General features: G+C 47.0%; 19 protein-coding genes. 4 read left to right on the forward strand and 15 right to left on the reverse strand.

What is annotated here, in order from left to right:
* Positions 1 to 218: 218 nt before the first annotated feature.
* The 12 genes from NDI34_RS04675 to NDI34_RS04730 all read right to left on the reverse strand — a co-directional run bounded on the left by NDI34_RS04675 (position 219) and on the right by NDI34_RS04730 (position 13,758).
* Entirely contained in the window at positions 219 to 398 is a 180-nt protein-coding gene (locus NDI34_RS04675) for a hypothetical protein (protein WP_348232007.1), read from the reverse strand.
* 191 nt (positions 399 to 589) lie between these two features.
* The gene (locus NDI34_RS04680; RefSeq protein ID WP_348232008.1) at positions 590 to 721 is read right to left on the reverse strand and encodes a hypothetical protein; all 132 of its coding nucleotides are present in this window, start codon (positions 719 to 721) and stop codon (positions 590 to 592) included.
* A 165-nt stretch (positions 722 to 886) separates the two neighbouring features.
* Entirely contained in the window at positions 887 to 1,726 is an 840-nt protein-coding gene (locus NDI34_RS04685) for a PEP-CTERM sorting domain-containing protein (protein WP_348232009.1), read from the reverse strand.
* A 667-nt stretch (positions 1,727 to 2,393) separates the two neighbouring features.
* The gene (locus NDI34_RS04690; protein WP_348232010.1) at positions 2,394 to 3,086 is read right to left on the reverse strand and encodes a PEP-CTERM sorting domain-containing protein; all 693 of its coding nucleotides are present in this window, start codon (positions 3,084 to 3,086) and stop codon (positions 2,394 to 2,396) included.
* Between the two features lie 619 nt (positions 3,087 to 3,705).
* Entirely contained in the window at positions 3,706 to 4,008 is a 303-nt protein-coding gene (locus NDI34_RS04695; protein WP_348232011.1) for a hypothetical protein, read from the reverse strand.
* A 536-nt stretch (positions 4,009 to 4,544) separates the two neighbouring features.
* Complete coding sequence (locus NDI34_RS04700) at positions 4,545 to 6,104, reverse strand: PKD domain-containing protein (protein ID WP_348232012.1); 1,560 nt, start codon at positions 6,102 to 6,104, stop codon at positions 4,545 to 4,547.
* Positions 6,105 to 6,610: 506 nt separating this feature from the next.
* Positions 6,611 to 6,898 (reverse strand): cell division topological specificity factor MinE, encoded by a 288-nt coding sequence (gene minE, locus NDI34_RS04705; protein WP_190426276.1) that lies wholly within the window; start codon positions 6,896 to 6,898, stop codon positions 6,611 to 6,613.
* A gap of 20 nt (positions 6,899 to 6,918) precedes the next feature.
* Positions 6,919 to 7,725 (reverse strand): septum site-determining protein MinD, encoded by an 807-nt coding sequence (gene minD, locus NDI34_RS04710; RefSeq protein ID WP_190411646.1) that lies wholly within the window; start codon positions 7,723 to 7,725, stop codon positions 6,919 to 6,921.
* A 298-nt stretch (positions 7,726 to 8,023) separates the two neighbouring features.
* On the reverse strand, positions 8,024 to 8,824 hold the full coding sequence (gene minC / locus NDI34_RS04715; RefSeq protein ID WP_190432437.1) for a septum site-determining protein MinC: 801 nt from the start codon (positions 8,822 to 8,824) through the stop codon (positions 8,024 to 8,026).
* A gap of 134 nt (positions 8,825 to 8,958) precedes the next feature.
* Positions 8,959 to 10,275, reverse strand: coding sequence for a four-carbon acid sugar kinase family protein (locus tag NDI34_RS04720; RefSeq protein ID WP_348232013.1), 1,317 nt, complete (start codon positions 10,273 to 10,275; stop codon positions 8,959 to 8,961).
* 477 nt (positions 10,276 to 10,752) lie between these two features.
* The gene (locus NDI34_RS04725; RefSeq protein WP_190411643.1) at positions 10,753 to 12,966 is read right to left on the reverse strand and encodes a phosphoketolase; all 2,214 of its coding nucleotides are present in this window, start codon (positions 12,964 to 12,966) and stop codon (positions 10,753 to 10,755) included.
* A gap of 357 nt (positions 12,967 to 13,323) precedes the next feature.
* Positions 13,324 to 13,758 carry an ATP-binding protein gene (locus NDI34_RS04730; RefSeq protein WP_190411642.1) on the reverse strand — a complete coding sequence of 145 codons (435 nt, stop codon included), beginning with the start codon at positions 13,756 to 13,758 and terminating at the stop codon, positions 13,324 to 13,326.
* A 473-nt stretch (positions 13,759 to 14,231) separates the two neighbouring features.
* Here NDI34_RS04730 and NDI34_RS04735 point away from each other — a divergent pair, with 473 nt between their 5' ends.
* Positions 14,232 to 15,371: a SpoIIE family protein phosphatase gene (locus NDI34_RS04735; RefSeq protein ID WP_190411641.1), complete on the forward strand. Its 1,140-nt coding sequence runs from the start codon at positions 14,232 to 14,234 to the stop codon at positions 15,369 to 15,371.
* Between the two features lie 70 nt (positions 15,372 to 15,441).
* Here NDI34_RS04735 and NDI34_RS04740 read toward each other — a convergent pair whose 3' ends face one another.
* Positions 15,442 to 15,762: an STAS domain-containing protein gene (locus tag NDI34_RS04740; RefSeq protein ID WP_190411640.1), complete on the reverse strand. Its 321-nt coding sequence runs from the start codon at positions 15,760 to 15,762 to the stop codon at positions 15,442 to 15,444.
* 416 nt (positions 15,763 to 16,178) lie between these two features.
* Between NDI34_RS04740 and crtO the strand changes: the two genes are divergently transcribed.
* On the forward strand, positions 16,179 to 17,873 hold the full coding sequence (gene crtO / locus NDI34_RS04745) for a beta-carotene ketolase CrtO (protein WP_190411638.1): 1,695 nt from the start codon (positions 16,179 to 16,181) through the stop codon (positions 17,871 to 17,873).
* A 47-nt stretch (positions 17,874 to 17,920) separates the two neighbouring features.
* On the opposite strand, the gene NDI34_RS04750 is transcribed toward crtO, so the two are convergent.
* Positions 17,921 to 20,440, reverse strand: coding sequence for a GAF domain-containing protein (locus tag NDI34_RS04750; RefSeq protein WP_348232014.1), 2,520 nt, complete (start codon positions 20,438 to 20,440; stop codon positions 17,921 to 17,923).
* A gap of 442 nt (positions 20,441 to 20,882) precedes the next feature.
* Here NDI34_RS04750 and NDI34_RS04755 point away from each other — a divergent pair, with 442 nt between their 5' ends.
* Both NDI34_RS04755 and NDI34_RS04760 read left to right on the forward strand, forming a co-directional pair.
* Positions 20,883 to 22,010 carry a saccharopine dehydrogenase NADP-binding domain-containing protein gene (locus NDI34_RS04755; RefSeq protein ID WP_190432453.1) on the forward strand — a complete coding sequence of 376 codons (1,128 nt, stop codon included), beginning with the start codon at positions 20,883 to 20,885 and terminating at the stop codon, positions 22,008 to 22,010.
* Positions 22,011 to 22,147: 137 nt separating this feature from the next.
* On the forward strand, positions 22,148 to 22,507 hold the full coding sequence (locus NDI34_RS04760; protein WP_190986233.1) for a hypothetical protein: 360 nt from the start codon (positions 22,148 to 22,150) through the stop codon (positions 22,505 to 22,507).
* 228 nt (positions 22,508 to 22,735) lie between these two features.
* Here NDI34_RS04760 and NDI34_RS04765 read toward each other — a convergent pair whose 3' ends face one another.
* On the reverse strand, positions 22,736 to 23,224 hold the full coding sequence (locus NDI34_RS04765) for a hypothetical protein (protein ID WP_190432455.1): 489 nt from the start codon (positions 23,222 to 23,224) through the stop codon (positions 22,736 to 22,738).
* Positions 23,225 to 23,245: the final 21 nt, after the last annotated feature.

Raw genomic sequence — 23,245 nt, forward strand, 5'->3', positions numbered from 1 at the left:
ACCGTTTTCACGTATAGCATTGAGCGCTCAATATCTATTCGCGGTTTTACAAAAAATTTACAATGATAGAATCAAGTGGAAAGAAAAATATTTACCAAGTGACCTGTCCCACAAAGCTTTCAAACTAAATTAAAACTAAAATCTCAATGAAAATTCTATAAAGCTTCAAATGACTAATCTTGTGAAACTACGTAAGGTTATTACGTAGAAGAAAGGGTCTAATTGGTTACAACCTGCTGACAAGACTTTGGTTCATCGCCGAGCGATCGCTTGTAAGGCATCTTAGGCAGGACACGATAGCGAAGCGCTGACTTGTCAGTTCGCACCTTTATGTGAGGCAAGTGAATTCTGAGCGATCGCTCTCTTGTATACTCAATCGAGAGAGAATGCCGTCTCACCTTTGGGTTCCTGCCAGCAGCGGAGATCGCCCTAATCGTTGAATTAGTAACGAGATAACAGCACCAAGAGCCAGTGAGTAGCCATAAAAAAAGCCGTGCCTCCTAAAAGACACAGCTAGCTAGCAGTCAAAATTGGGTTTTGCGTTAAAGGTCGTACTCTTAGGCCTAAGATAGGCACTCAACCACCTAAACTATCTTTGCCATCCCAGCCGGATTAAGCTTTTAGTGCTTTTTGCTTGTTTCGACGATTGCCAGGAATTTGCCCGAAATACATTCGCTTTATCTTCGGGCGATCGCATTCCGGGCATTCTTAGGCAAGACACTGCATCCTCCTCATTCACCAGCGCGATAGCGAAGCGCTGAAAGAGTCAGTTCGCACCCAGGGAAACCCTCGGCTGAATGATTCCGCAAAAAAACTGCCATGCCTTCGACAAGGAAGGCATGGCAGTCACGCAGTTAATCTGGCGCGAGGCAAATCGGCTGTTATCTTAAGCTTTGCTTTGCTGTTTGCGCTTGCTCTGTGAACCTGCACCCAAAGCGCCCACTGCTAGCAAACCTAGCACTGAAGCGGGTTCGGGGACTGAAGCGGGTTCGGACGCTGATTTAGCCGCTTCCCCGAAAGTGAAGTTATCGAGACTGGCTTGGGAATTGAAGCCAGTTCCGGAGCCAGAGTAGGTGTCGTTGCTGTCAATCACACCGTCGTAGTTTATGTCCCAGAGACCGTCGTAGTTGTAGGAGTAGTCGTTGGGAGTTCCCAGAAACTTGATTGAGCTGATTGCCGTATCAGATGTGAATCCAACAAAATTAATTGAGGGATTGAAATCAAATATCTGGTCATTGATACTCATCTTAAAGACAGAACCGTAGGAGAAGTTTTTGAAATCGAATGCGATCGCTGTCGTATTCGATGGGAGAAGAATACTGAGGTGCTTGCTATAGGAACCGGAGTAGGAATTGCCACCGTATGACTCTGAGTACGAGCTGCTATAGCCACTGCTATATAGCACATCACCTGACCCTAAGCCATAGTAGTTGCCATAGTAGCTGGAACCCCCCATCCCAAGCTTGTAAGAATCTGTGAACTGGACACCTTTCTCCGTAATGGTGCTGTATCCGTAGTATGTCGATCCCCAGTAGTTGTTATCGTCTGTGTACAAATCTTCAAAGTCAATATTCAGGAGATTTTTTGATCCAGCATTGAAGGCGGCACGATCCGAGTAGAAGGTTAAAGCTTGGGCTGGAGCAACCGCGGCGATTGCTGCGAGGGCTACGGTTGCTACTATGACAGCATGAGGAATAAATTTCTTAACCAGGGTAGAAATAGCCATTAAACTTTTGACTCCAAAAAGGTGAATGTTGCGGTCTGAATACCCAGCCCGTGCGATCGCATGAAATCTGAAGGGTAATGCGATGAATACCCCAAAGTGCGATCGCCAAAGCTCTTATAGATCGGTAGAAATTCTTAGAATGCCCTGATTATGAATTCGTCTCGCCAACTGGCGATCGCTTTCAATTGAGTGGTGGATACTGATGGTAGTATCCCGAAGCGCGATCGCCAGAACCCTGCCTTCATCTAGAAATAGTCGGGCACACCTTTCCTAGCAACTACAGTGCTTTTCCCGAATCTTCACCAGAAATATATATCTTTAGATGGATAAAGTCTGACTGAATACCAGTACAAGTATGCAAACTTGGCAGACTGTACAAGGTTTTTAGCTGTACTAAAACGTAGAAAAAGATGCTGAGGCTGTGTGAAGCTTAGAAAGGGTTTTGTGTTGGAGAGCGCAAGTTGCTGAAGATAGTGTACGCCAGAGCGTTGCGCTGAAAGAGTCAGTTCGCACCTAGTTCATGCACGCAGAAGAAGCGATCGCTCTGGTAGGGAGACTCGAATTCAACATCCCTTATCAAAAAAACTGCCGTGCCTCCGGATGGAAGACACAGCAGTTCTCAATATTGGTTTTAGATTCACTTGGGCCTGTTTTCCTAAACTTTGTTTTACTGTTGTTTCCGCAATAGCCACGAAATGGAACCTAACGCACCAAACGCTAACAGACCCAATCCAAAAGAGGATTCAGGAACAACAGCAACTGTACGGGATGCGAGCCGGAACTCAGCCATGCCAAATCCATGAGCAGCACCGTTCGAGAGATCAGTAATTTTGATGGTGGAAAGGAAATCTCCCTCAGTGGCGTAGAAGCCAAAATACTTAGCACCTGACAAACCACTGACTTTCTGCAACAGGGTGGTCGAGGTACCATTTATACCCGTTACTGCGATGTCGAATAAGCCAAAGAGGTTTGGCTCCACATATAAATCAAATGCACTAATACCGTCAGGCAGTGTAATCGTCGTGGTTAAGACATTCCAGCCGCTAAAATATACCTCCCCGGTGTAGCCATGACTCCAGGTTGTCCAACCGGAATTAATATTTATTTTCTGAACCTGGGGGCTGAAGGTCAAATTGCCCAACGGCGACGAGAGAGTCGAGAGAATCGAAAACTCTGGTAGGGAACTATTTTCTACCTGAACCATATTGAAACCCAGCTTAGATAGGGCATTTGACCCTGTTGCCCATGACGCTGAATCATCCACTGCGAGAATTGCCGCTTTGAGGGGGGGTGCATTCGCGCACATCCCTCCCACGGAGAAACAGGCTACTCCAGCAGCAGTCATAGATAGTTTTTTCATAAAACTCAAGGCACTCATAAAACTTTTTTCTAAAAAAGTGAATATTGACTGTATAGGTTGCCCGTTCGGATTGAGGGAATCTTGAGGATTTCGTGGCGATCGCAAGCCCAAGCACCGGCAAGGATGACTAATGAGGATTTCGGTTACTCTCAGATAGAATCAATCGCTACAGAAGAATTTTGAAGGTTTTGTGTCAACCGTTCGTCAAAGCCGCTCTGGATATAACTTTTTACAACTTCGTGCCTATACAGTTAAATGTTGATAACCGTATATTCTCTGACGTGCCAATATCACTGTTGTTTCAATAAAACCTACAAATCTCCTTGTGTCTTTGTATACTTTTAAAAATCAAAATTTTGTTGTACATATTTCTGTGCAAAGTCTGGCATATTTTTTGAATAGATTACCAGTACCTTTCGATAATCTTTATTGAAACAATATATTAAAATCGCTAATTTGAATCAAAATCGGCAGCCGAAATCAGCCCTCAGACTGAATTTATATGACTCGGTTAATGCTAGTTCGTAAAAAATTATACGAAGGCTTCATGAATTTTTAATAAAGGATCGCTATTGAGAATAGGAGTTTAATAGCCTTTCAGCGCGATCGCCCTGCAACTTCACTTTCTAGAGGCGATCGCATCGGGTTTTAGGGATGCAGAACGCTGATTTGGCGCTGATTTGGCGCTTTTTCGGCTCGCGCCGTGCAGATACTCCCCAATCCGCCATAAACTACGCAAAGTCGTTATTGGATATCCCCCACCCCCCCTTAAATAAGAGGCTTTGACGAAATTTTCTCCTTTGAAAAAGAGGTTTGGGGAGAGCAGCCAAATCATTGCGGCATAGGCTAACTGCAAAGTAGCTGCTTTGCAGCTAGCGTGTTGGATGTAACGTGAAGTAGCAAATAGTATTGCCCAATACACCTCTCATCTCTGGTAACAATTGCGATGCCTTCCAAGGAAGATCCGGCAATTGCTAATTTTTCCTTGCAGTTAGTTAAGGATGTTTATCCCTAGCTTTCTGTTCCCATTTTCGCTTCAGCATTTCATTGTGATTATTAGCACTAATCACCCATCCCCTGAATGCAGAATCTGGTTCTCCAGACACTTCCTAAACCTGTGGATTCCACGTCATCCCATTTTGAACTTTAGATTTGGGATTATTGATTTGGAAATGCCGCTTGATAGGCAGTTTCAGAGATTCAAACCATACAAGGGTCGCACCAAATATATGACTTTCCCACATGGTTGCTACCTAGCCATTTGAAAAGCTACTGTACGATTTGTAACTGAAATTTTTCCCTTTTTTAGTCCTACATAAACTTATATGGAATTTCCCGTTTATAAATTGGGGAGAAGCAATATGCTCCTAGCATTCGCTTTTTGACAAAATTTTTATCTAGATAGGCGAAATCGACAGGTTGGGCTATGCCAACCTGCCTAACAAAGAAGCTAATTTTTTAGGGATGTTTGCGCTTGCGGATAGCACCCGCACCAACAGCACCAAACGCCAATAGAGCGATCGCACTCGAAGGTTCGGGGACGTGTTCAACCGTCACATCAAAAGCACTGAAAGCAAATCCACCATCGCCATCAGAGACTCTCAAGCCAACGGTATAAGTCCCGCTATTGCTAAAAGCCCACTGCCCCGCCGCGCCGGTGAAGTCATCAAAAATGCCATCATTATTGATGTCCCAGTCAAAGCTGAGCAGATCCAGGATGCCCGGATCGGTTGCAGTAGCCGCAAAATCAAACTTCTGGTTTTCTAAAACCGTGAGCGCCGAAGTGATGCTAGTAATGGTGGGGGCAACGTTCTCAACCGTCACGTTAAAACCACCGTAAGCATACCCGCCATCGCCATCTGAGACTTGCAACCCGATGGGGTTGAAACCTTCATCGGCAAAGGAAGATTGCCCGTTGGGTCCAGTGAAGTTATCAAACAGACCGTTGTTATCTAAGTCCCAATTGTAGGTGAGAACATCATAGATTCCCGGATCGGTTGCGGTGCCATCAAAATTAAAGCGATCGCCTTCTTTAATGGTTAAATTTGGGGTCAGGTTAGTGATAGTGGGGGCAACATTCAGAACTGTCAGCGTTCGAGTGACGGGCACACTATTCTCACCTCGACTATCCTGTGCTTGCGCCGTCAAGGCAAAACTTCCCTCATCTGCATAAGTCCCTAAGGGTACGGACAATGCACGGACTCCTGAAGTATTTGGATCGCTACCAACGACATTCCCATTTAGCAAGAAGGCGATCGAGTCGGGATCGGGATCGGTCGCATACAGTATCGGCCATACCGATTGACCCTCATAAATTGTGTAATTGTCGAAACTTAGAACCGGCGCGATGTTTGGAGGTGGCGGTGGCGGTGGCGGCGGTGGTGGCGGTGGTGGTGGCGGTGGTGGTGGCGGTGGTGGTGGTTCTAAGGGCTTCACTGGATCGGCGGTGGTGCCGCTATCCGTATCGGCGATAAATCGCATTGTCCCGTTAAATCCGCCGTTCCAGGACATCGACAGTGCCCCAAATAAGTCGCCTCTTGAAATGTCAATCGGAACTGAGTAGGCATAGGCAGAGGGAGATTGCCCTGATAGTACCTGGAACTCCCAACCCTCTGCTGACCCAGACGTATTCTGGGGACCATCTAAATAAGGATAAGTATCAAAAACGGCATTTCCAGGAATTGCATTGATTAGCAGCGAGGCAATGGGGCTGACGCCGGAGTGGGTCAATCTCCAGCCGTATGCACCATAGGCTGGATCGTAACCGTATGTATTACCCGCTTGGGTGAGAGACCAGCCATTTCCAAATGCTCCTCCCGAAATAGAATCTGTGACCCCCCAAGTTGCCATTTGGGAAGTTCCATCCAGGAAACCAACTGTAATCTGCATCCCACTCATCATGTTTCCGGTAGTTGCATAACCGGAGAGAGTGGTTGCTAGGGAGGGGGCGGCTGTTCCCAAAGCGATACAGGTGGTCGCGACACCGGCTGATAGATGTTTCCACAAAGAGGTAGTCATTGAACCGGCTCCTCCTCAAAAGTAGATATTATTAATGCTGCAACGGGTTTTATCGATGCCCCGATCGGACTCCTGAAAAGCTCTTTTTTTGTGGAAAAAGAGTTTTAAATGCTGGAGTGATTCTCTTTTTATTGTTAAAGGCAACCCATAAATTTCCTATCCACCCACAGCAGTAAAAACAGCCAATCCGTTTAAGTTTGGCTTTAGAGAGAGGATTAAGTTAGATGACAAATTAGACCAATTCGCCCTAAGTTTGCATGAAAACTTAGTTCGCTCTTAGGAGACAGGAGAGCATAAAAGCCTGAGAAAGAAGCCGATTTATTTTAGTTTCAAGAAATAAAAATAGGATTAAAAACTTGGTGAAGGCTTTAATAGGATGAGTGCCGCCCTCCGGCAGATGTCAGGAAGTTCCTATGCAGAGTAGCAAACTGACTCTTTCAGCGCGAGGCTAAGGCCTCGCTTCGCATGAGCGCGATCGCATTGAGCGCATTCAGGAGCGATCGCTATTATGTATCCCCAGGCTCCGCATCTGCTTTGACCCGCCGGATGGGCAAATTGGCAATCAATGCCGTTGCCCGTTGGTTACTTTCTAGAGAAAACTCCAACCCCTCTGCCTCGATTTCGACATAGCGAGAGACGACTTCCAGGATTTCCTTCCGCATTGACTCCACCATCTCTGGTGTTAAATCAGCTCGATCGTGGGCAATGACCAGTTGCAGGCGGCGCTTGACTTCCGCGCGGCTGTTGTCAGCACTAATGCGAGGAAAAAGTCGTTCTAAAAGTTCGCTAATCATGGATCGGGCAGATGTGAAGGTTAGATAATCTTAGACCACAATAATTTTCGGATGCGAGAAAAGAAGTTGTCATTCCCAGCATCCAAATTCAGAAACTCAATTGGCTCCCCTTCTAGGCGGCGGGCAATGTTGAAAAATGCCGTTCCCGGTAGGGTGGGATTTTCAGCCAGTACCAGAGGTTCGCCCCGATTGGTGGAGACAATGACCCGCTCATCGTCAGGAATCACACCAATTAAAGGAATGGCGAGAAGTTCCTGCACATCTTCTACCGACATCATGTCATTGGCTTGCACCATTGCCGGTCGAATGCGGTTGACGATCAGGTGGGCACGCTTAATGTTTTGGGCTTCTAGTAAGCCGACAACCCGGTCAGCATCCCGCACCGCGGCAATTTCTGGCGTTGTCACAATCAAGGCTTCCTGGGCGGCAGCGATCGCATTCTTGAAGCCCATCTCAATCCCCGCCGGAGAGTCAATCAAGACATATTCGTACTTCGCAGCTAATTCATTAACCAGCTGTTTCATCTGATCTGGGCTAATTGACTCCTTGGTTCGGGTTTGGGCAGCGGGTAATAATACCAGTCCCGGTTGCCGCTTATCTTTCACCAACGCTTGATCTAACCGACATTCGCCTGCCAGGACTTCAACCGCCGTGTAGACAATCCGATTTTCCAGCCCCAGCAGCAAATCCAAATTTCTCAAGCCAAAATCCGCATCGACTAGAGCAACTTGACGCCCCGCCCTAGCTAAAGCCATACCTAAATTTGCCGTTACGGTGGTTTTCCCCACCCCTCCTTTGCCGGAGGAAATCACAATAATGCGACTCATGTTGAAAAGTTCTTAGCTTCGTTTTAGTGCGTGAATGTATAGGGGCGAGTTTAATCGAATTGTCTATTCTCCCACAGCTATGCCTAGTAAATTCGCCCTTGAGAGAGTTTGAATTTTCCCGTTTTAAATTAGGTCAATCAATTATTTTTGAGTTTTTTAGTTTTGAGTTCAGTATATACTTACTACTCAAAAATAATAAGTCCTTCACTGAAAGCTAAGGCCAAACTTAGGGCAGACAGAGAGTAGACATCGCCCCTCAAACCCCTACAGAACTTATCGCTCCCTCTAGATTGCCTTTTTAACGTCCAACCCCCATCGATAAAGACTGAGTTTTAGAAAACTCAGTTGTTCTTGCGATCCGAATTCCTTCCGGCGTTACGTAGGCAACTTCCGGATAAAATTGAGCGGGTGGATTTTCCGGTGCCCTCGCCAGATAATCAGCGATTCGCAGTTGGGTGGGTTCCATCTGTAGCGCCATAATTAAACACTCTTGATTGCCCTCGGCACCAGCATGAGCAATCCCGCGCAGACGTCCCCACACTAAGATATCGCCGGATGCGATGATGCTGCCGCCCGGATTCACTTCTCCCAGGATAATGACAGTACCGGGATGACGAATTTCCACTCCCGAACGCACGGTCGTTTGCACATATAGGGGTTCAGCTAATACAGTCGTTGGCGGCGAAGGCGGTTGATTGAGGGGAGAAACCGGAGGTGCCTGTTCCACCGAGTAACCGGCAGCAGCAGCAGCAACAGCGGTTTGACGGCGACTGGTGTAGACACGCTTGAGTTGCAGCCGATCTTCGGCAAGGGCATCTGCGATCGCTTGTAGCTGGCGTCCATCTAACAGGCGATCTTTTGCCACCAAATGCACCTCTGTATTCGGCTGCCAGAAGCGTTCACCGGCATTGAGGCGCTGCTTAAGCTGTTGCCAAAGGTCAGACCAGCTAGCCGTGGTGGGTGTCTCCGCTTCCGGGGGCAAAATTAATGTCAGCCACCTCTGGTCGCTTTTGATGCGGACTTGTTCGTGGCAATTTACTTCCCCTGTATTTTCGGGAACAACTGAAACAGCTATCGGAACGGACGAATCAGAAGTCATGGACGAAAAGCCTGACCTGGGTGGATTGACTAATTATCCATGATATAGGCAAGCGGCATCAGGGCAAGGAGACAAGAGGGCAACTGGAGAACTTCTTATCCCTCAACCTTCAACCTTTCTAATGACTAACGATGCTAACTCAGACGCCGATAAACCGTGGCTAATCCATCCGTATCCCCCACATTGCCGGGAAACAATACCACGGGCAAATTCGGAAATTGGGGATGATTCTCTGGAGTCCGTACCATCGAACATCCGGCCAAAATTTGACCGAGTAACCGCGCTGAGGTTAACGCCAAACCTGTACTCAGAACATCATTAGAAGTAATGCCGCCTTTGCTGATGAGAAACCCAATATTTGCAGGTAAACCCTGTACGATATCCATCAACAAAGCAGAAACATCTTCCCCAAACAGTAACCGCGTTTGCACATCCTTAAAAGTAAGTTCTTTGCGGCTAGTGTAAACTACAGGCGTTTTCCCCGAATTGTACGCTGCGTGAACCTTTTCCAGTGTTTCATTGAGGAGACTTTCTAACGCAGTGACAGAATCATCAAGTAAACGTTCAATCTCTACTTCAATGCCAACCGTACCTGGTTCTTTTAGCAGTTGTTCTAGCTGTTGTGTCGTCTTTTTGACATGAGAACCGACAATCACTGCGCCCGGTTTGCCTTCCCGCACATATTGCGCCATATCTTCTGCGGCTACAGGTTGCGGAGGCAAAGCAGCCAAGGCGGTTAAGATACTGGCAGCACTGCGAAATAGGAAGCGTTTTCCCTGACTGGCTGCTGCTAGAATATCTTCTGCAAAGCGGTTTAAATCTGCTTGAATTTCCCCATCTACGACGCCGCACCGATTGCCACTGAGGTTCATCAGCCGTTCCAAACTTCCAGCGCGAATATCTGCTAGTAGAAATCGTTCTACCTTGTTAGCTGGAATTCCACCTTTTGTCTTCTCTTCCACATAATCAGGCAAATAACTATGGTGGTAGCCAAAGACGGAATCGCGGGCAAACTCAGTTTCGTGAACGGGTGTAGGAACGCCGTCAATTATCAGATAATGTACGCTGTCGCGGGTCACTCGTCCCCCCTCAAAGAAGGCAGGAACCAGGAAATGGGCATCAAAGGAACCCAATTCTTCGGCAATCACATCCGTTTCCACTGGATAATGTCCGCGCAGGGTGGAGTCAGAACGACTGACAATTAGAAAGTCATGGATGTTTGATTGGGTAATGGCTTCCTTCAAGTTACGGCAAGCTTCTCTAGTAACCTTTGCCGCTTCCTCTGGAGTCAGCGCCCTCGTGTTCGTCAGCACAAAGAAAATCGGTGATTCATCCGCCAACCCTAACCGCAAGGTATCTACATCCCAGCGCGTCAGCAGCAGGCAGCCGTGAACCGTCTGAGAACCAGTAGGGTCATCATCGAGGACAATAATTTTTGGTTTGGTTGTCATGCTAAATCCGAACGCTGCCCCTATAATTTTCTCATCTCTTTCTGCACGCTGACTCCAATCTCCAATGCTTCAAATTCGTGACAGAAAATTTTAATTTATTAGTATAGGCGATCGCCTGCAATAATTTGTTTAAATCAAAGTATAAAATCACTTTTTTATTTTTATAACTGCTTCAAACTTTAGGTTTGTTTTTGAATCAAACTTGATTTTTAGAACCATGCAATATTAAATACTTACTTAATTGAAGTAAACCATAAAAACAATCTAAAGTATCTCTAATTTAAGTAATTTTATTTCTCTTTTCGTAAGCCCTGATTAAACTTAAAAGAAAATAAGCAACAATTGTGCTTGTTGCAGTCAAAATATTAGTTATAAGTTTGTATTTTAGCTGCTACTACCTCTAAATAATACAACAAGTAGTGATATCGCTCTCCTGAAGAAACAAGAGAGCGATAAAACTTTATAAGCTAACTAAACTTAATGCACTAACTCAATCGCGCGTTTCGTTAATGCTTCAGCCGTCAAACCATTAAATGCCATCAATTCACCCGCACTAGCAGTCGTTTCACCACGCTTCCAGGCGAAAGTATCGCGCTTGCAGTTACTCCGCAGCATGATGGGTTCTAGCATCCCAGAAGCGCCACCTGTGACACCAACTAAAGCATCACCATTAAATAGCTTGGCAAAGCCAGCATCGTCCAAGAAGTCGCCATCGGATTCGGAACAGGTATCCCAGGAGACATCATGGGGACGATACAAGCGGCGGGGATTAACAATCGAGACAATCCGCGCCCCAATTCCTTCGGTTTCTAAAAACGCAGCGGCTTCAAAGACTGGCATCAGCGTCATATCGCCAATCACGGCAAACACCACCATCTTGTCACCGGGGATTTCATGCAGCACAATGGCACCGTCGTGCAACCCTTGGCGAGTTTGTTCAAAGGTAGTGCGAATCGGTAGCGGCGACTTACTAGCAGTAATCACAATTCCCTTATTCTTCGTTGTCAGCGCCCAGTCGTAGCAGACTTGGATACTATTGGCATCAGGAGGGAATAGGGGGAAAACATTGCCATTCCGCATCATGGCGGCGAAATACGCTTCAATTTCCGGGCGTTGGTGCGTCCAACCGTTACGCCCTTGTTCCAAGGCTCCAGCAGTGTATAAGGTAATCGTAGAGGGAGTGGGACGGCGCAATTCCGCCATCGCTTGCGTTACGGTTTGCCAAATCGGTAAGCCGTTGATGGCAAAGGATTCGTAGGAACACCAGAGAGTTCTAGCACCCATAAGGGACAAGCCAACCGCTAACCCGGCACAAGCGTCTTCACTGAGGGGTTCGTAAACTTGTCCTTGGGGTGTTTGATTGTAGAGATCGTCCACTGTGGGGTGGATAATCTTCAGGGCTTGGTTAATATTGGCAATCCCAGAGGCTTCGTTGCCGTCAGCGTTGGTAACGAGGAAATTGCGATCGCTTTCTCCGACTTTCCCCACCAAACGCCCCATCGCTGTCGTTGACACCTTTGCCTCGCCACCCACAGAATATTCTTCCAAGGGCAATTCACCCAAGTCTGGCAACGGTAACTCAAATTCTGTCACAACAGTCTTAGAAGCAGGACCACCACCAGCACGTTCGCAATTCGTCCGCACCAATTCCCACGCCGCAGAGGATAAGGCGCGTGCTTTCAAGGCGTTGGAGATGTGGGGACTATCCAGGGTGTCTTTGGGATAGAGGTTGTGGGATTTTGCGCCTTTGGCGTGGACACCCGCACCCTTGAGCTGTTTAATAATCAATACGGTGAGTTTGCCGCCAAGTGCAGATTTCGCTGCTTTATCTACTGCCAGTAGCACCGCTTTGGTGAATTCCAGTCGCTTCTCGAAGGAAAAGGCTGTGCTATCAACATAATCTCCTGGCTGGTTTTGATCGTCGAAGTCTTTGGCGTTAATTAAGACAACTTCTTCAAACCCATTGCCACGCCAGTAACCGATCATCTGCTCGTTGGACTTAGTGGACACCATGCTATGGTGTTCCTGGCTGTAGCCGTTCCAAACTAGAACGGGCAAGAAATTCGTGACTTCGGGATAAGCGGTGTGGAAATGTCCCATCCCACTCATAATGTAGGGTTCGCCTAAACCTCCGTCACCGAGGGTGAAGGGGAAAAGCTTGTCGCGGTGCAGCTTTGCTGCTGCCATTGCGAAGTGTTGCCCTTGTCCTAAGGGACCAGCGGGTGCGAGAATGCCCGGAATGTAGCCGGAGAGGTGTCCTAAGAGTCCGTGTTTTTCCCGGAAGCGATCGCGCAATTGCTGCACGGTCGTGATTCCCATGTCCTCTAGCGACCGATCCAAGAACATGGCACTATAAAATCCGGGGGCGTGATGCCCGACTTCGGTGATGATATTCTTGTAACCGAGCATAACCAATGCGGCATACGCTTCCGCTTGACTCGCAAAACCGCCAGGGTGCCCAGACGCCTTACTTGCAGTGACTTGCAGGGTCAAATAGCGTAAAGCATCTGCATACAATAAAGTTTGGAAGACAGCAGCCGGATCGGTGGGAGATGCGATGCTTGGCTTACCTTCTTCTATGGCAGGAGATTTTCCAGCCGTCTCAAATCCTGGCAAATTCTCGCCAAAATATTGAATTCCATCGCAAAAAGCAGGCGTCGCTAACATCGCCTCTTGAGTCGGTGCGGTCATAATCTCAGATTCCTCTTGTAAATTAAGTGCGCGAGAAGCTAAAAACGTAAAATGGCGTTGGCTTCCCGTAGGGTAGGTTCGTCAGCAGTGCTAGGATTGCGCGATCGCTACTCGCACCCATCCCATTGCTCGCTCTGTTGTATGGTTATTTCAGCCGGTAGGCGCTCATCAACCCAAAAACCGTTTTCCTGAAGACATTCGTACTCCAGACGCTAAGAAGTCCGTCCTTCAGCCAACTCCTAGCCTCTTAACCCTCGATCCTACAGCCTTCTAGGTCTATAAATCTCTTTTCTTTCTCCAGTTGTGAAGATTAAAATCTTATTAGAAATTAAACTTCTACTTATCTTTGTGTGAAATTCAATCAGAGGCTAACAAATTAGAATAATTTTTTACAACTAACAGGCAATTCCGGTTGTCAGTGCGGGTATAACTCAGATAGTCCGCGATTTTTTGTAAAATGGCGATACCCCGCCCCCCCGTGGCATTCTTGCTGATCTCCTCTGGTTTTTTAAGGCGGGCTTCTAAATTAAAAGGCGGTCCTTGATCCCAAATTCGGATTTCTAAACATTCCGAAAACAAATTAACTTCAATATCAATTGGAACATCTGAAGTTTTGCCTTTGTGGGCATGACGAACTGCGTTAGTAAAGCCTTCAGCCAGAGCTAATTGGCACTGTAGCCAAACTTTTTTAGGAATCTCAGGTTGATTTAAACCTTCAAACCATGACAAAACACCATCTAACGCCTTGAGGTCGCTGGAAACTTGTACAGAGATTTTTTTGATGAGTTTCAACTGTTCAAAGCCTTTTTAATCAACGACACTGAAACTTTGTATTAAACATCGGCACAAATTAGAGAGAATCCAGTCTAGCCTATAGGTAATCGTTGCGATCGCAATGAATTTTCTGGTTAGTGGGCAGCGTGCCACTTTCTCATTAGCCTCATGAATGGGTGGCATGAGTGAAGAAGTCGGAGGTGCTTAGACTGGAAGTATTGATAGCTTTGGGCGTAGAACTTGCTAGATTTGGTGATGACGGCTCTCAAAATATCTACATGAGCATTTTCGATCGCAGTAACAATGTTGATCATCATAATGCGAGTCAGTAACGAGTGGAAAGCCTAGATAACTTCGAGCAACCGATGACTATACTTGTTTATGATTGTGCATATTTTCGGTGAAGTTTAGCGATCTTCACACTTGCCTCAGGTGTCATCCTTCAGTTTTAACTGCCTTCCATCTTAAGCGACCTGTAGTCCCTCTATCTCATGGTTCAAGTTCTGATTATTGATGATGACCCGGCGATTCAGCTATTGCTCAAAAGAACGCTAAAAAGCGAGGGTTATGAGTTAACCGTCGCCAGCGATGGCGAAGCCGGTTTGACCCTAGCGCAAAAGTTACGACCCGCACTGGTAATTTGCGATTGGATCATGCCGCGCATGAACGGACTGGAAGTGTGCCGTCAGGTCAAGGCAACCGCAGAACTTTCAACAACTTTCTTTATTTTGCTGACATCGATGGGTTCCGTCGAGGATCGGGTGAAAGGGCTGGATGCTGGGGCAGATGATTTTTTGTGCAAGCCCATCGATATGTATGAGTTGAAGGCGCGAGTGCGGGCAGGCTTGAGGTTACACCAACTCAGCCACGACTTGCAGCACCAAAAACTGCTGTTGGAGGCGGAATTAGCAGAAGCAGCCGAGTATGTGTGTTCCATCCTTCCTTCTCCGCTGACCTCACCTCCTGTAACCATTGATTCTCGTTTTGTTCCTTCCCGCCAATTAGGAGGGGATGGCTTTGATTATTACTGGCTAGATCCAGATCATTTAGCGATTTATCTGCTAGATGTCGCCGGACATGGATTGCGGGCTGCTTTACCGTCTCTTTCTGTAATGAACTTACTCAAAAGCCAAGCCCTTCCGAAAATTAATTACTATGAGCCTAGTGATGTCCTGAAGGCGTTGAATGAAACGTTCCAGATGACTCAGCGAAATGATAAATATTTCACTATCTGGTACGGAGTCTATAACCGAGTTAAGCGCACCCTAGTTTACGCCAGTGCTGGGCATCCACCGGCAGTTTTAATCTCTGCAAACTCGAATTTAGTAACCCAAGTCAAACGCTTAAAAACCCCAGGGTTGCCAGTTGGGATGTTTCCTGATGCTGAATTTATGGATGGTAGCTGCGAGGTGGAAAAATCCAGTACCCTATACATTTTCAGTGATGGAATTTATGAAATTAACCAACCAGACGGCACGATTTGGGGTCTTGATGCATTCATCGATCTGCTGACGGAATTTCCGAAAAATCATCAGAATAATCTAGATCGGATCGTGAATTCTGTTCAAGATAGGAATCCAAAAGACTATTTTGACGATGATTTATCGTTGCTGCAAATCAACTTTGATTAGTCAAGTGCTAAGTGCTAATTGCTAAGTGCTAATTGTCGATCGCGATTAGCCATTAGCGATTAGCCATTAGCTATTGACTAATCGCGTTATTGAATTCTTCACGATTCGGAAAGATTTCAAAGACGCGATCCATACTGGTCAGTTCAAATAACATTCTTACTTGCTCATTAATCGAGCAAATAAAGAGTTTACCACCGGCGGCGCGAACAGTTTTGAGTGCAAGCACTAGCGCCCCCAACCCAGAACTATCCATAAAGGTAACGTCCTTAAAGTCAATTAACACCATATTGCCTCCGTTTTCAACAATATCGCTAATTTCTTGACGAAACTGAGTCGCCTTCATACCGTCTAAAATGCCAGAGGGTTGAACAATTTTGACAACAGGATTCATATTCTGTAGTGCTGACCCGTTCCAAGACGATGTAGACCTAGCCAGTATAACTGCGAGAATTGCTTTGGGCTAGAGTTTAGCCGCGGTTAACGAAGAAAATCAGCGAACTGACTTTTTCTGCGCTAGGCTAACGCCTCGCTTGGCATGAGCGCGATCGCGCCTCTTACCATCTCTCACCACCTCTCACGATTCTGTCCGCTTTGCCCTACGCCTCTCCGAGTAGACGCCATGCCCTTAGCGGCTGCTTGCCCTGTGCTTGGCCTGATATTCGCGCCTCATCACAAACAGCCCTAAAGGCGTTTTCTCCCGCGTCTAGCTGACGGCTCCGGGCGTAGGATATCCTTCGAGTGATAGACCCTTTAAAGTTCTTAACTTTCTTAGAATCGGGGATATACACGGGTCTGAGAGTATTGTCCATGCAAGAGTACGATGTTGTCATTATTGGTGCCGGTCACAACGGACTTGTCTGTGCCGCATATCTGCTCAAAGCAGGCTATAGCGTTCTGTTACTAGAAAAGCGCTCCATTCCGGGCGGCGGCGCAACAACCGAAGAAATCTTACCGAAAGAGGCACCGGGTTTTAAGTTCAACCTCTGCTCGATTGACCACGAGTTCATTCACTTGGGTCCGGTAGTCGAAGAGTTAGAACTCACTAAATATGGCTTGGAATATTTATATTGCGACCCAGTCGCTTTTTGCCCCCATCCTGATGGCAAATACTTTTTAGGTCACAAATCCGTTGAAAAAACTTGTGCAGAGATTGCACGTTATAGCGATCGCGATGCCAAAAAATATGCCGAATATACCGAGTACTGGCAGCGCGTACTGGGTGCAATGATCCCGGTGTTCAACGCACCGCCAAAATCGATCGTTGACATTGCTGGCAATTACGACCTCAAAAAGCTGCAAGATTTATTCTCCGTCTTGGGTGGGCCAAATAAGACGTTGGATCTGATTCGTACCATGCTCACCAGCCCGGAAGATATCCTCAACGAGTGGTTTGATTCCGAGTTTCTGAAAGCGCCCTTGGCTCGACTCTCCGCAGAGCTTGGCGCACCTCCGTCCCAAAAAACCATTTCTGTCGGTTCAATCATGATGGCGATGCGCCATGACCCCGGAATGGCGCGACCTAAAGGTGGTAGCGGCGCACTGGTTGATGCTTTGCTGAAGCTAGTGAAAAGTAAAGGCGGTGTCGTCCTGTGCGACCAGACCGTTGAAAAAGTATTAATCGATGACGGTCGTGCAGTGGGCGTGCGGGTGGCAGGTGGCACCGAATACCGCGCTAAAACTGGGGTGATCTCCAACATTGATGCCAAGCGCTTGTTCCTACGCCACATGGATGAGAGCGATGTTGATTCAGCCGACCCGAATTTAAGGGAGCGCTTAGAGCGCAGAATTGTCAACAACAACGAAACGATTCTCAAGATCGATTGCGCCCTCTCGGAGCCTTTGCGCTTTGAACACCACAACCACCAGGATGAGTACCTGATTGGCTCAGTTTTGATTGCTGACTCGGTGCGCCATGTGGAAATTGCTCACAGCGAGGCTTCTATCGGCAACATTCCCGATTCCGATCCCTCAATGTATGTGGTCGTACCCACGGTACTCGATCCGTCGATGGCTCCGGAAGGCAAGCATACGCTGTGGATTGAGTTTTTCGCGCCTTATCAGATTGCCGGTGCAGAAGGTACGGGTTTGCATGGTACTGGCTGGACAGATGAACTGAAAAACAAAGTCGCAGACCGCGTGTTAGATAAGCTAGCCGATTATTCACCGAATCTCAAGCACTCCATTATCGCTCGTGCTGTTGAAAGTCCAGCGGAACTCGGCGATCGCTTGGGCGCTTACAAAGGGAACTACTACCACGTTGATATGACCCTCGACCAAATGGTCTTTTTCCGTCCGTTGCCGGAATTGGCGAACTACAAAACTCCGATTGAAGGGTTATTTCTCAGCGGTGCGGGTACTCATCCAGGCGGTTCTATTTCCGGGATGCCGGGACGCAACTGCGCTCGTGTGTTCCTGCATACTCAGCAGCCAATTGCCCAAAAGCTGAAGGATGCGGGAAATTCTCTCAAATCTACGGTTGAGTCTGTGTTTAAAATTTCGTAGCGATAAATCGGGGCACGGCATTGCCCGTGCCCCTACGAATGGAAGGATTAGGAGATAATTTGAGCTGAGCGATCGCTCGGTAAATCGAGGATAAAGCAGGTCTGACGATCCTTACTTTCCACTCGCAGAGTCCCTTTCAAATGGGCGATTAATCTTTTCACGATCGTCAACCCTAATCCCGTTCCCCCTTGCTTCCACGGGTCATTACTGGGAATGCGGTAAAACTTGTCAAAGATATGCGGAAGTTCGCGTTCCGGAATCTCCACGCCGGAATTGCTGACGCTAAACTGAACGCTCCCTGGCTGACTCTGGACTTTGAATGCGATCGTTTCTGATGCGGGGGTGTACTTGCAGGCGTTTTCTAGTAACTCGCTCAAAATCCTGCCTAGCGTCGTGGGGTCGCAGATGAAGCGAGGGAGGTCGGCAGGGAGGTCAAGGAGCAAGGTTTGCTGGTGGTTTCTGGCTCGCTCTTGAAAAGGTTCTACAATGGGCGGCAGCCATTCCTGGAGCTGAATCGCACTCAGTAATAAAGGGTGAGCGCCTGCATAGAGTTTTTGTAAATCCAGCAGGTCATCAATCAGGCGAATTTCTCGTTCGCACTCGTTCTGTAAAATCTGAAAGTAGCGAGCGACTTTGCTTTGTTGTTCCCTCGGCTTGCCCATTTCGGCAAATAAGGCATAGTCACGATTCAAAGCAATGGACAACATCTGAATCGCCATTTTCATGTTAGAGACTGGTGTGCGTAACTCGTGGGGAACGGTATTGAGAAAGTCATCTTTGAGGCGATTGAGTTTTTCCAGTTCCTCGACTTGCGATCGCGCTGCTTGATGCAGCCGGGCTTGCCGAAGGGCGATCGCGCACTGATTCGCGACCTGTTGCACCAGTCGAATTTCTAGCTCGCTGAAGACGTCTTGCTGGGGCTTAAATAACCATAAATCCCCCAATACCCCTTGGTCATCAACAATGGGGCAAGCGAGTCTGGTCAGCGCACCTCGACTATCGGGCACCATCTGACAAAATTGGAAATATTTGCCTTGCAGCAGCTGAGAATAACCCTCCCAGAAGTCTGCCATCTGCACTACCTGTCCCTGAGCAGAAGGGATTCCTAGGGTGTATTCGTAGCTGATGGTAGACGTGGTCTGGTCGGCATCGTATAAACCTGTATCGCAGCCATCAATATTCAGCCCGACGCCTAATTCCCAGACGACAACTTGTAAAATCTGGTTTTCATCAAGGCGATCGCGGACATCGTCGGTGATGCGTTTGAGCAGTGCTTCAAAGTCGAGCGCTTGTTGCAATTGGGCAGTGCGATCGCGTACCTGGCGTTCCAGGTTCGTATTCAGTTGCTGGACTTGCCGATACAGTTCTGATTGCTGAATGCCAATAGATACTTGGATTGCCAATTGCTTTAGCAGATCGATCTCCAGCGGTTCCCAGTGACGCGGTGCCGAACATTGATGAGCTGCAAGTAACCCCCAAAACCTCTCCCCATGCATGATGGGAACGCCTAAGGCGGCTTTGACTTGCGACGAGTGGAAAAACTCAGTGATATCTGCTGGAAACCCTGCTTGTTGAATGTCATCAATTACTCTGGCGTTCCCCTGCCGATAGAGGGGCATACATTCTCTAAACATGGCTGCGGGTGCGGTAATGCCGATGAATGAGAGCCAAGCTGCATCTACTGATTCAGCCACCACGACGCCATCCCCATTCGGCTCTGTGCGGAAAATCAGTACGCGATCGCTCCCTAGAACTTGTCGAATTTCTGCCACCGTCGTGTTGAGAATTTCCTCTAGGTTGAGCGACTGGCGGATGCGTTCGGTAATCACCCGGATCGCCCATTCCCCTTCCGCCCGCTGCCACAGCGCTTTTTCAGCCCGCTGACGTTTAGCGATCTCCTGTTTGAGCCGCTCGTTGGTTTCCAGAAGCTCAGCCGTTCGTTGTTCGACCTGGGTTTCGAGAAGATGGCGATCGCTCTGAAAAGCCGCTTCGTGCTGCTTGCGCTCGGTAATGTCTTGTAACAGCCAGAGCAGTTCTACCACCCGACCGCTTGAGTCGCGCACTGCTTTAACTTTGAAGGTGGCGGGAAAGCGCGTACCCTGCCGGGTTTGAATCTCAACCTCCCATTTGCTTACTTGGTCAGTTGCGAGGAATTGGCTTAAGTTTGTATAAAAGTTTTGCAAAGCCTTACCCGTTACAAAAATAACTAACGGTTTGCCGAGCAAGTGTTCCTGAGAAATATTCAGCAAGTGCGCTACCGCTTGGTTGGCTTCTAGAATCACGGCATCAAGATTCGTCGCCAAGTAAGCGTCTGGAGCCAGCTCGAATAAATCTTGGTAGCGCTGTCGCTGGATTTCCACAGTCTGACGGCTGGCGATTAGCTCTTCATTCTGCGATCGCAGTTCCTCTAAAGTTACTTGCAATTCTTCTAGAGTTTGGTCGTGTTCTTGCAAACTTTCCACCAGTAGTTGCTTGTCCTGGGTGGGAAATTCCTCAGTTCGTTGCCAAAGCTCTTTCCGGCGTTGTGAGGTCGCCTCAATCTGCTGCTCGAAAATTTCCTTTTTCACCGCTGGACACTTCCATTGAGAAGTTATACCAAATCCAGCTAATTACTCCCTTCATTCGCAACTCAATGATGCCAACCTAAAGTTATCTTTAGAATTTAGGAGTTCTTAGCAATTAAAAAAAAGATTTTATTTTCCTTGATTCACGAACGATTGATGCCCGCTTTATGGGTACTTCATGGGTATTTGTTTGTTTATCATAGAAGATTTTTTTATACATCTTTCTTAAGTATAGTGTAACAAAGTGAAGTTTTCGGGTAGATACTACTTCCCAAAGCTGGGTGTGAAAGTCATCTAATATCTCATGTAGGTCAGCCGATCGACAAATTGATCTTCCGGATTTCGATAAAATTTGTCTGTTCTACTGAAAAAAAGTCTGCCTTGGTACCGATGGAGAGAAGCAGGCAAACCTGATGAACTGAAGATAGCGTTAACAACTTGATTAATGACACGGGTTTTAATTCTGGGAGGAAGCGGACGGATTGGTAGCAATGTGGCGGCGGATATCGTCGCTCACACACAGGCGCAAATTACCGTTACTGGCAGAAACCCAATCGGGGCGCACGGTGTTGCAAGCTTGCCAACGTTGGTCAGCGAAAAGCTGGGATCGCAAGTGCAATTCCAGGTTTTAGATTTAGCGGATCGAGAAGTGTTGAGGGATGCGATCGCTGCTTGCGATCTTGTAATCCACTGTGCGGGACCATTTCACTACCGAGATGCCCAAGTCCTAAAAACTTGTATAGAAGTGGGTGTCAACTATCTGGATGTCAGCGATCACCCATCTTTTACTCGCAAAGCATTGGATTTCCGAGACGAAGCTGCTGCTGCTGGAGTTACAGCAATTATTAATACGGGTATTTTCCCCGGTATTTCTAATAGCATGGTACGCCAGGGCGTCGAGCAACTAGATGAGACAGAACGCATTCATCTGAGCTATCTAGTATCGGGGTCGGGGGGCGCTGGCATTACGGTGATGCGAACAACATTTTTAGGGCTACAAAGCCCTTTTAAAGCTTGGATAAATGGTCAGTGGCAGATAATCAAGCCGTATAGCGATCGCGAAACCATTGAATTTCCTGCTCCCTATGGTCGCATCGGCGTTTACTGGTTTGATATGCCAGAAGCCTTCACGCTACCCGACACTTTTCCTGTTAAAACCGTCATTACCAAATTTGGTACAGTTCCCGATTTTTACAATTATCTAACTTGGAGCGTTGCCCACTGGTGGCCCTCTAGCTGGCTCAACAATCCAAAAGTCATCGAATTTTTAGCTCGCGTCAGCCACCGAATGACAGATGTTAGCGATCGCTTCACTGGCATCGGTGTAGCAATTCGCTCTGAAGTCAACGGTTATAAAGATGATCGGCCAGCAAGTTATTGCTCAACTTTAGTGCATGAAAATACAGCCGTGGCAGCCGGTTATGGCACCGGCACCCTTGCCGAATTATTGCTAGCAGGCAAACTCAAAAAACCAGGCGTCTGGCCTGTAGAACAGGCACTTTCCACCGATTTATTTGAACAAACTATGCAGAGCCGAGGAATAAAAATTCATCATGAATGGTTAAAAAAATAAACGAATGTATCCTGCGGCAGACGGCATAGATGTAACTAGATAAGTACGATTCATTTCGTACTTAATAAATGGTGTTAGTAGTCCTATCTACTCGCGCATCATCAATTCTCACAAAAAGCAATTGGGAGGAAATTTCCATGCAACGAATTTTAGTAACTTTAAAACAAAAACTCCATAAAAATATTTTTGTTTTAAGTGTAATAACTTTAATCAGTGTGGCAAGTTTATTCATCGCCGCACAGCCTAGTTATGCAGTATTACATTCAAGAGATAAGCTGACATCAGACGACCGAGTTGACCGCGCCTATCAATATAGCGAAGCAACAGGTTTTCTTGAAGAGGATAAGCAGCAAAAATCAGCAAACCCCAATGAACCCTTTGACTATAGCGAAAAGGCAAACGAAAAGACTGTACTCAATTCCACAGAAAACAATAACGACTCTAATTTAATCGAAAAAGCACAAGACTTGATTCAAAAGGTCACAGGCAACGACTAAATCCAATCTTTAGCATTCTAAGAGTACGGGATTTTCAGTAAAAGAGCTGAATGAAACGATGTCATTTTTTAGTATTAGGTTGGGTTTAATTCCTTAACCCAACCTACAACAGCAGTCCCAAATGATTCGTTAAAGCGAGATACCCGACTTCTCTAAGAAGTCGGGTATCTAAACCACTGGATCTCACAACTCAAATAGGATTGCTATAGCTTCGTACCCCTAGCATTGCTAGCGATTAAAAGTAAAACGACCGTTCGCCTTTTCGCCATTGATTTCCGAGAGGATGACCACCTTATACTCGCCTGATGCTTGTTCGGGTAGCAAAACAGCGTAGTGCTTACCCTGAACATCGTATTTCATGTCTAGGGTTTTTTGACTCCCATTGGGTAACTGAACTTGAGCCGTGACTTTGGCATTAGAAACTGCTTCGTGGGTGTCGCCTTTCTGAAGATACAAATCTAAGTGAGTGCCGTTCGCTTCTTTTTCAGGCACGAACTCTAAATGATATTTTCCCGTCTCGACGACTTTACCCCCTTTGGAAGGTTGTGAATGGTCAGGTTTGGCTGCCGTTTCTGAAGGAGAAACAGCAGGAACATTCGTTTTCGCTTCTGTGGGACTATTATCAGGTTTCGATGCCTGCTGTTCGCCAGTGCAAGCGCCTAAAAAAAGCACTCCGACACTTCCCAAAATAATTAAATTTGCCTTCAATAATTTCATTTTCTTTTCATGTCCTTTACG

Origin of the sequence: Trichocoleus sp. DQ-U1, from assembly GCF_039961925.1 — a bacterium.
Taxonomy (GTDB): domain Bacteria; phylum Cyanobacteriota; class Cyanobacteriia; order Cyanobacteriales; family FACHB-T130; genus FACHB-T130.

What these genes read in the sequence shown, in the direction of transcription:
- NDI34_RS04685 (WP_348232009.1), bottom strand. Translation starts at nt 1,726, where the DNA reads ATGGCTATTTCTACCCTGGTTAAGAAATTTATTCCTCATGCTGTCATA.
- NDI34_RS04690 (WP_348232010.1), bottom strand. Translation starts at nt 3,086, where the DNA reads ATGAAAAAACTATCTATGACTGCTGCTGGAGTAGCCTGTTTCTCCGTG.
- NDI34_RS04700 (WP_348232012.1), bottom strand. Translation starts at nt 6,104, where the DNA reads ATGACTACCTCTTTGTGGAAACATCTATCAGCCGGTGTCGCGACCACC.
- minE (WP_190426276.1), bottom strand. Translation starts at nt 6,898, where the DNA reads ATGATTAGCGAACTTTTAGAACGACTTTTTCCTCGCATTAGTGCTGAC.
- minD (WP_190411646.1), bottom strand. Translation starts at nt 7,725, where the DNA reads ATGAGTCGCATTATTGTGATTTCCTCCGGCAAAGGAGGGGTGGGGAAA.
- minC (WP_190432437.1), bottom strand. Translation starts at nt 8,824, where the DNA reads ATGACTTCTGATTCGTCCGTTCCGATAGCTGTTTCAGTTGTTCCCGAA.
- NDI34_RS04720 (WP_348232013.1), bottom strand. Translation starts at nt 10,275, where the DNA reads ATGACAACCAAACCAAAAATTATTGTCCTCGATGATGACCCTACTGGT.
- NDI34_RS04725 (WP_190411643.1), bottom strand. Translation starts at nt 12,966, where the DNA reads ATGACCGCACCGACTCAAGAGGCGATGTTAGCGACGCCTGCTTTTTGC.
- NDI34_RS04735 (WP_190411641.1), top strand. Translation starts at nt 14,232, where the DNA reads ATGGTTCAAGTTCTGATTATTGATGATGACCCGGCGATTCAGCTATTG.
- NDI34_RS04740 (WP_190411640.1), bottom strand. Translation starts at nt 15,762, where the DNA reads ATGAATCCTGTTGTCAAAATTGTTCAACCCTCTGGCATTTTAGACGGT.
- crtO (WP_190411638.1), top strand. Translation starts at nt 16,179, where the DNA reads ATGCAAGAGTACGATGTTGTCATTATTGGTGCCGGTCACAACGGACTT.
- NDI34_RS04755 (WP_190432453.1), top strand. Translation starts at nt 20,883, where the DNA reads ATGACACGGGTTTTAATTCTGGGAGGAAGCGGACGGATTGGTAGCAAT.
- NDI34_RS04760 (WP_190986233.1), top strand. Translation starts at nt 22,148, where the DNA reads ATGCAACGAATTTTAGTAACTTTAAAACAAAAACTCCATAAAAATATT.
- NDI34_RS04765 (WP_190432455.1), bottom strand. Translation starts at nt 23,224, where the DNA reads ATGAAATTATTGAAGGCAAATTTAATTATTTTGGGAAGTGTCGGAGTG.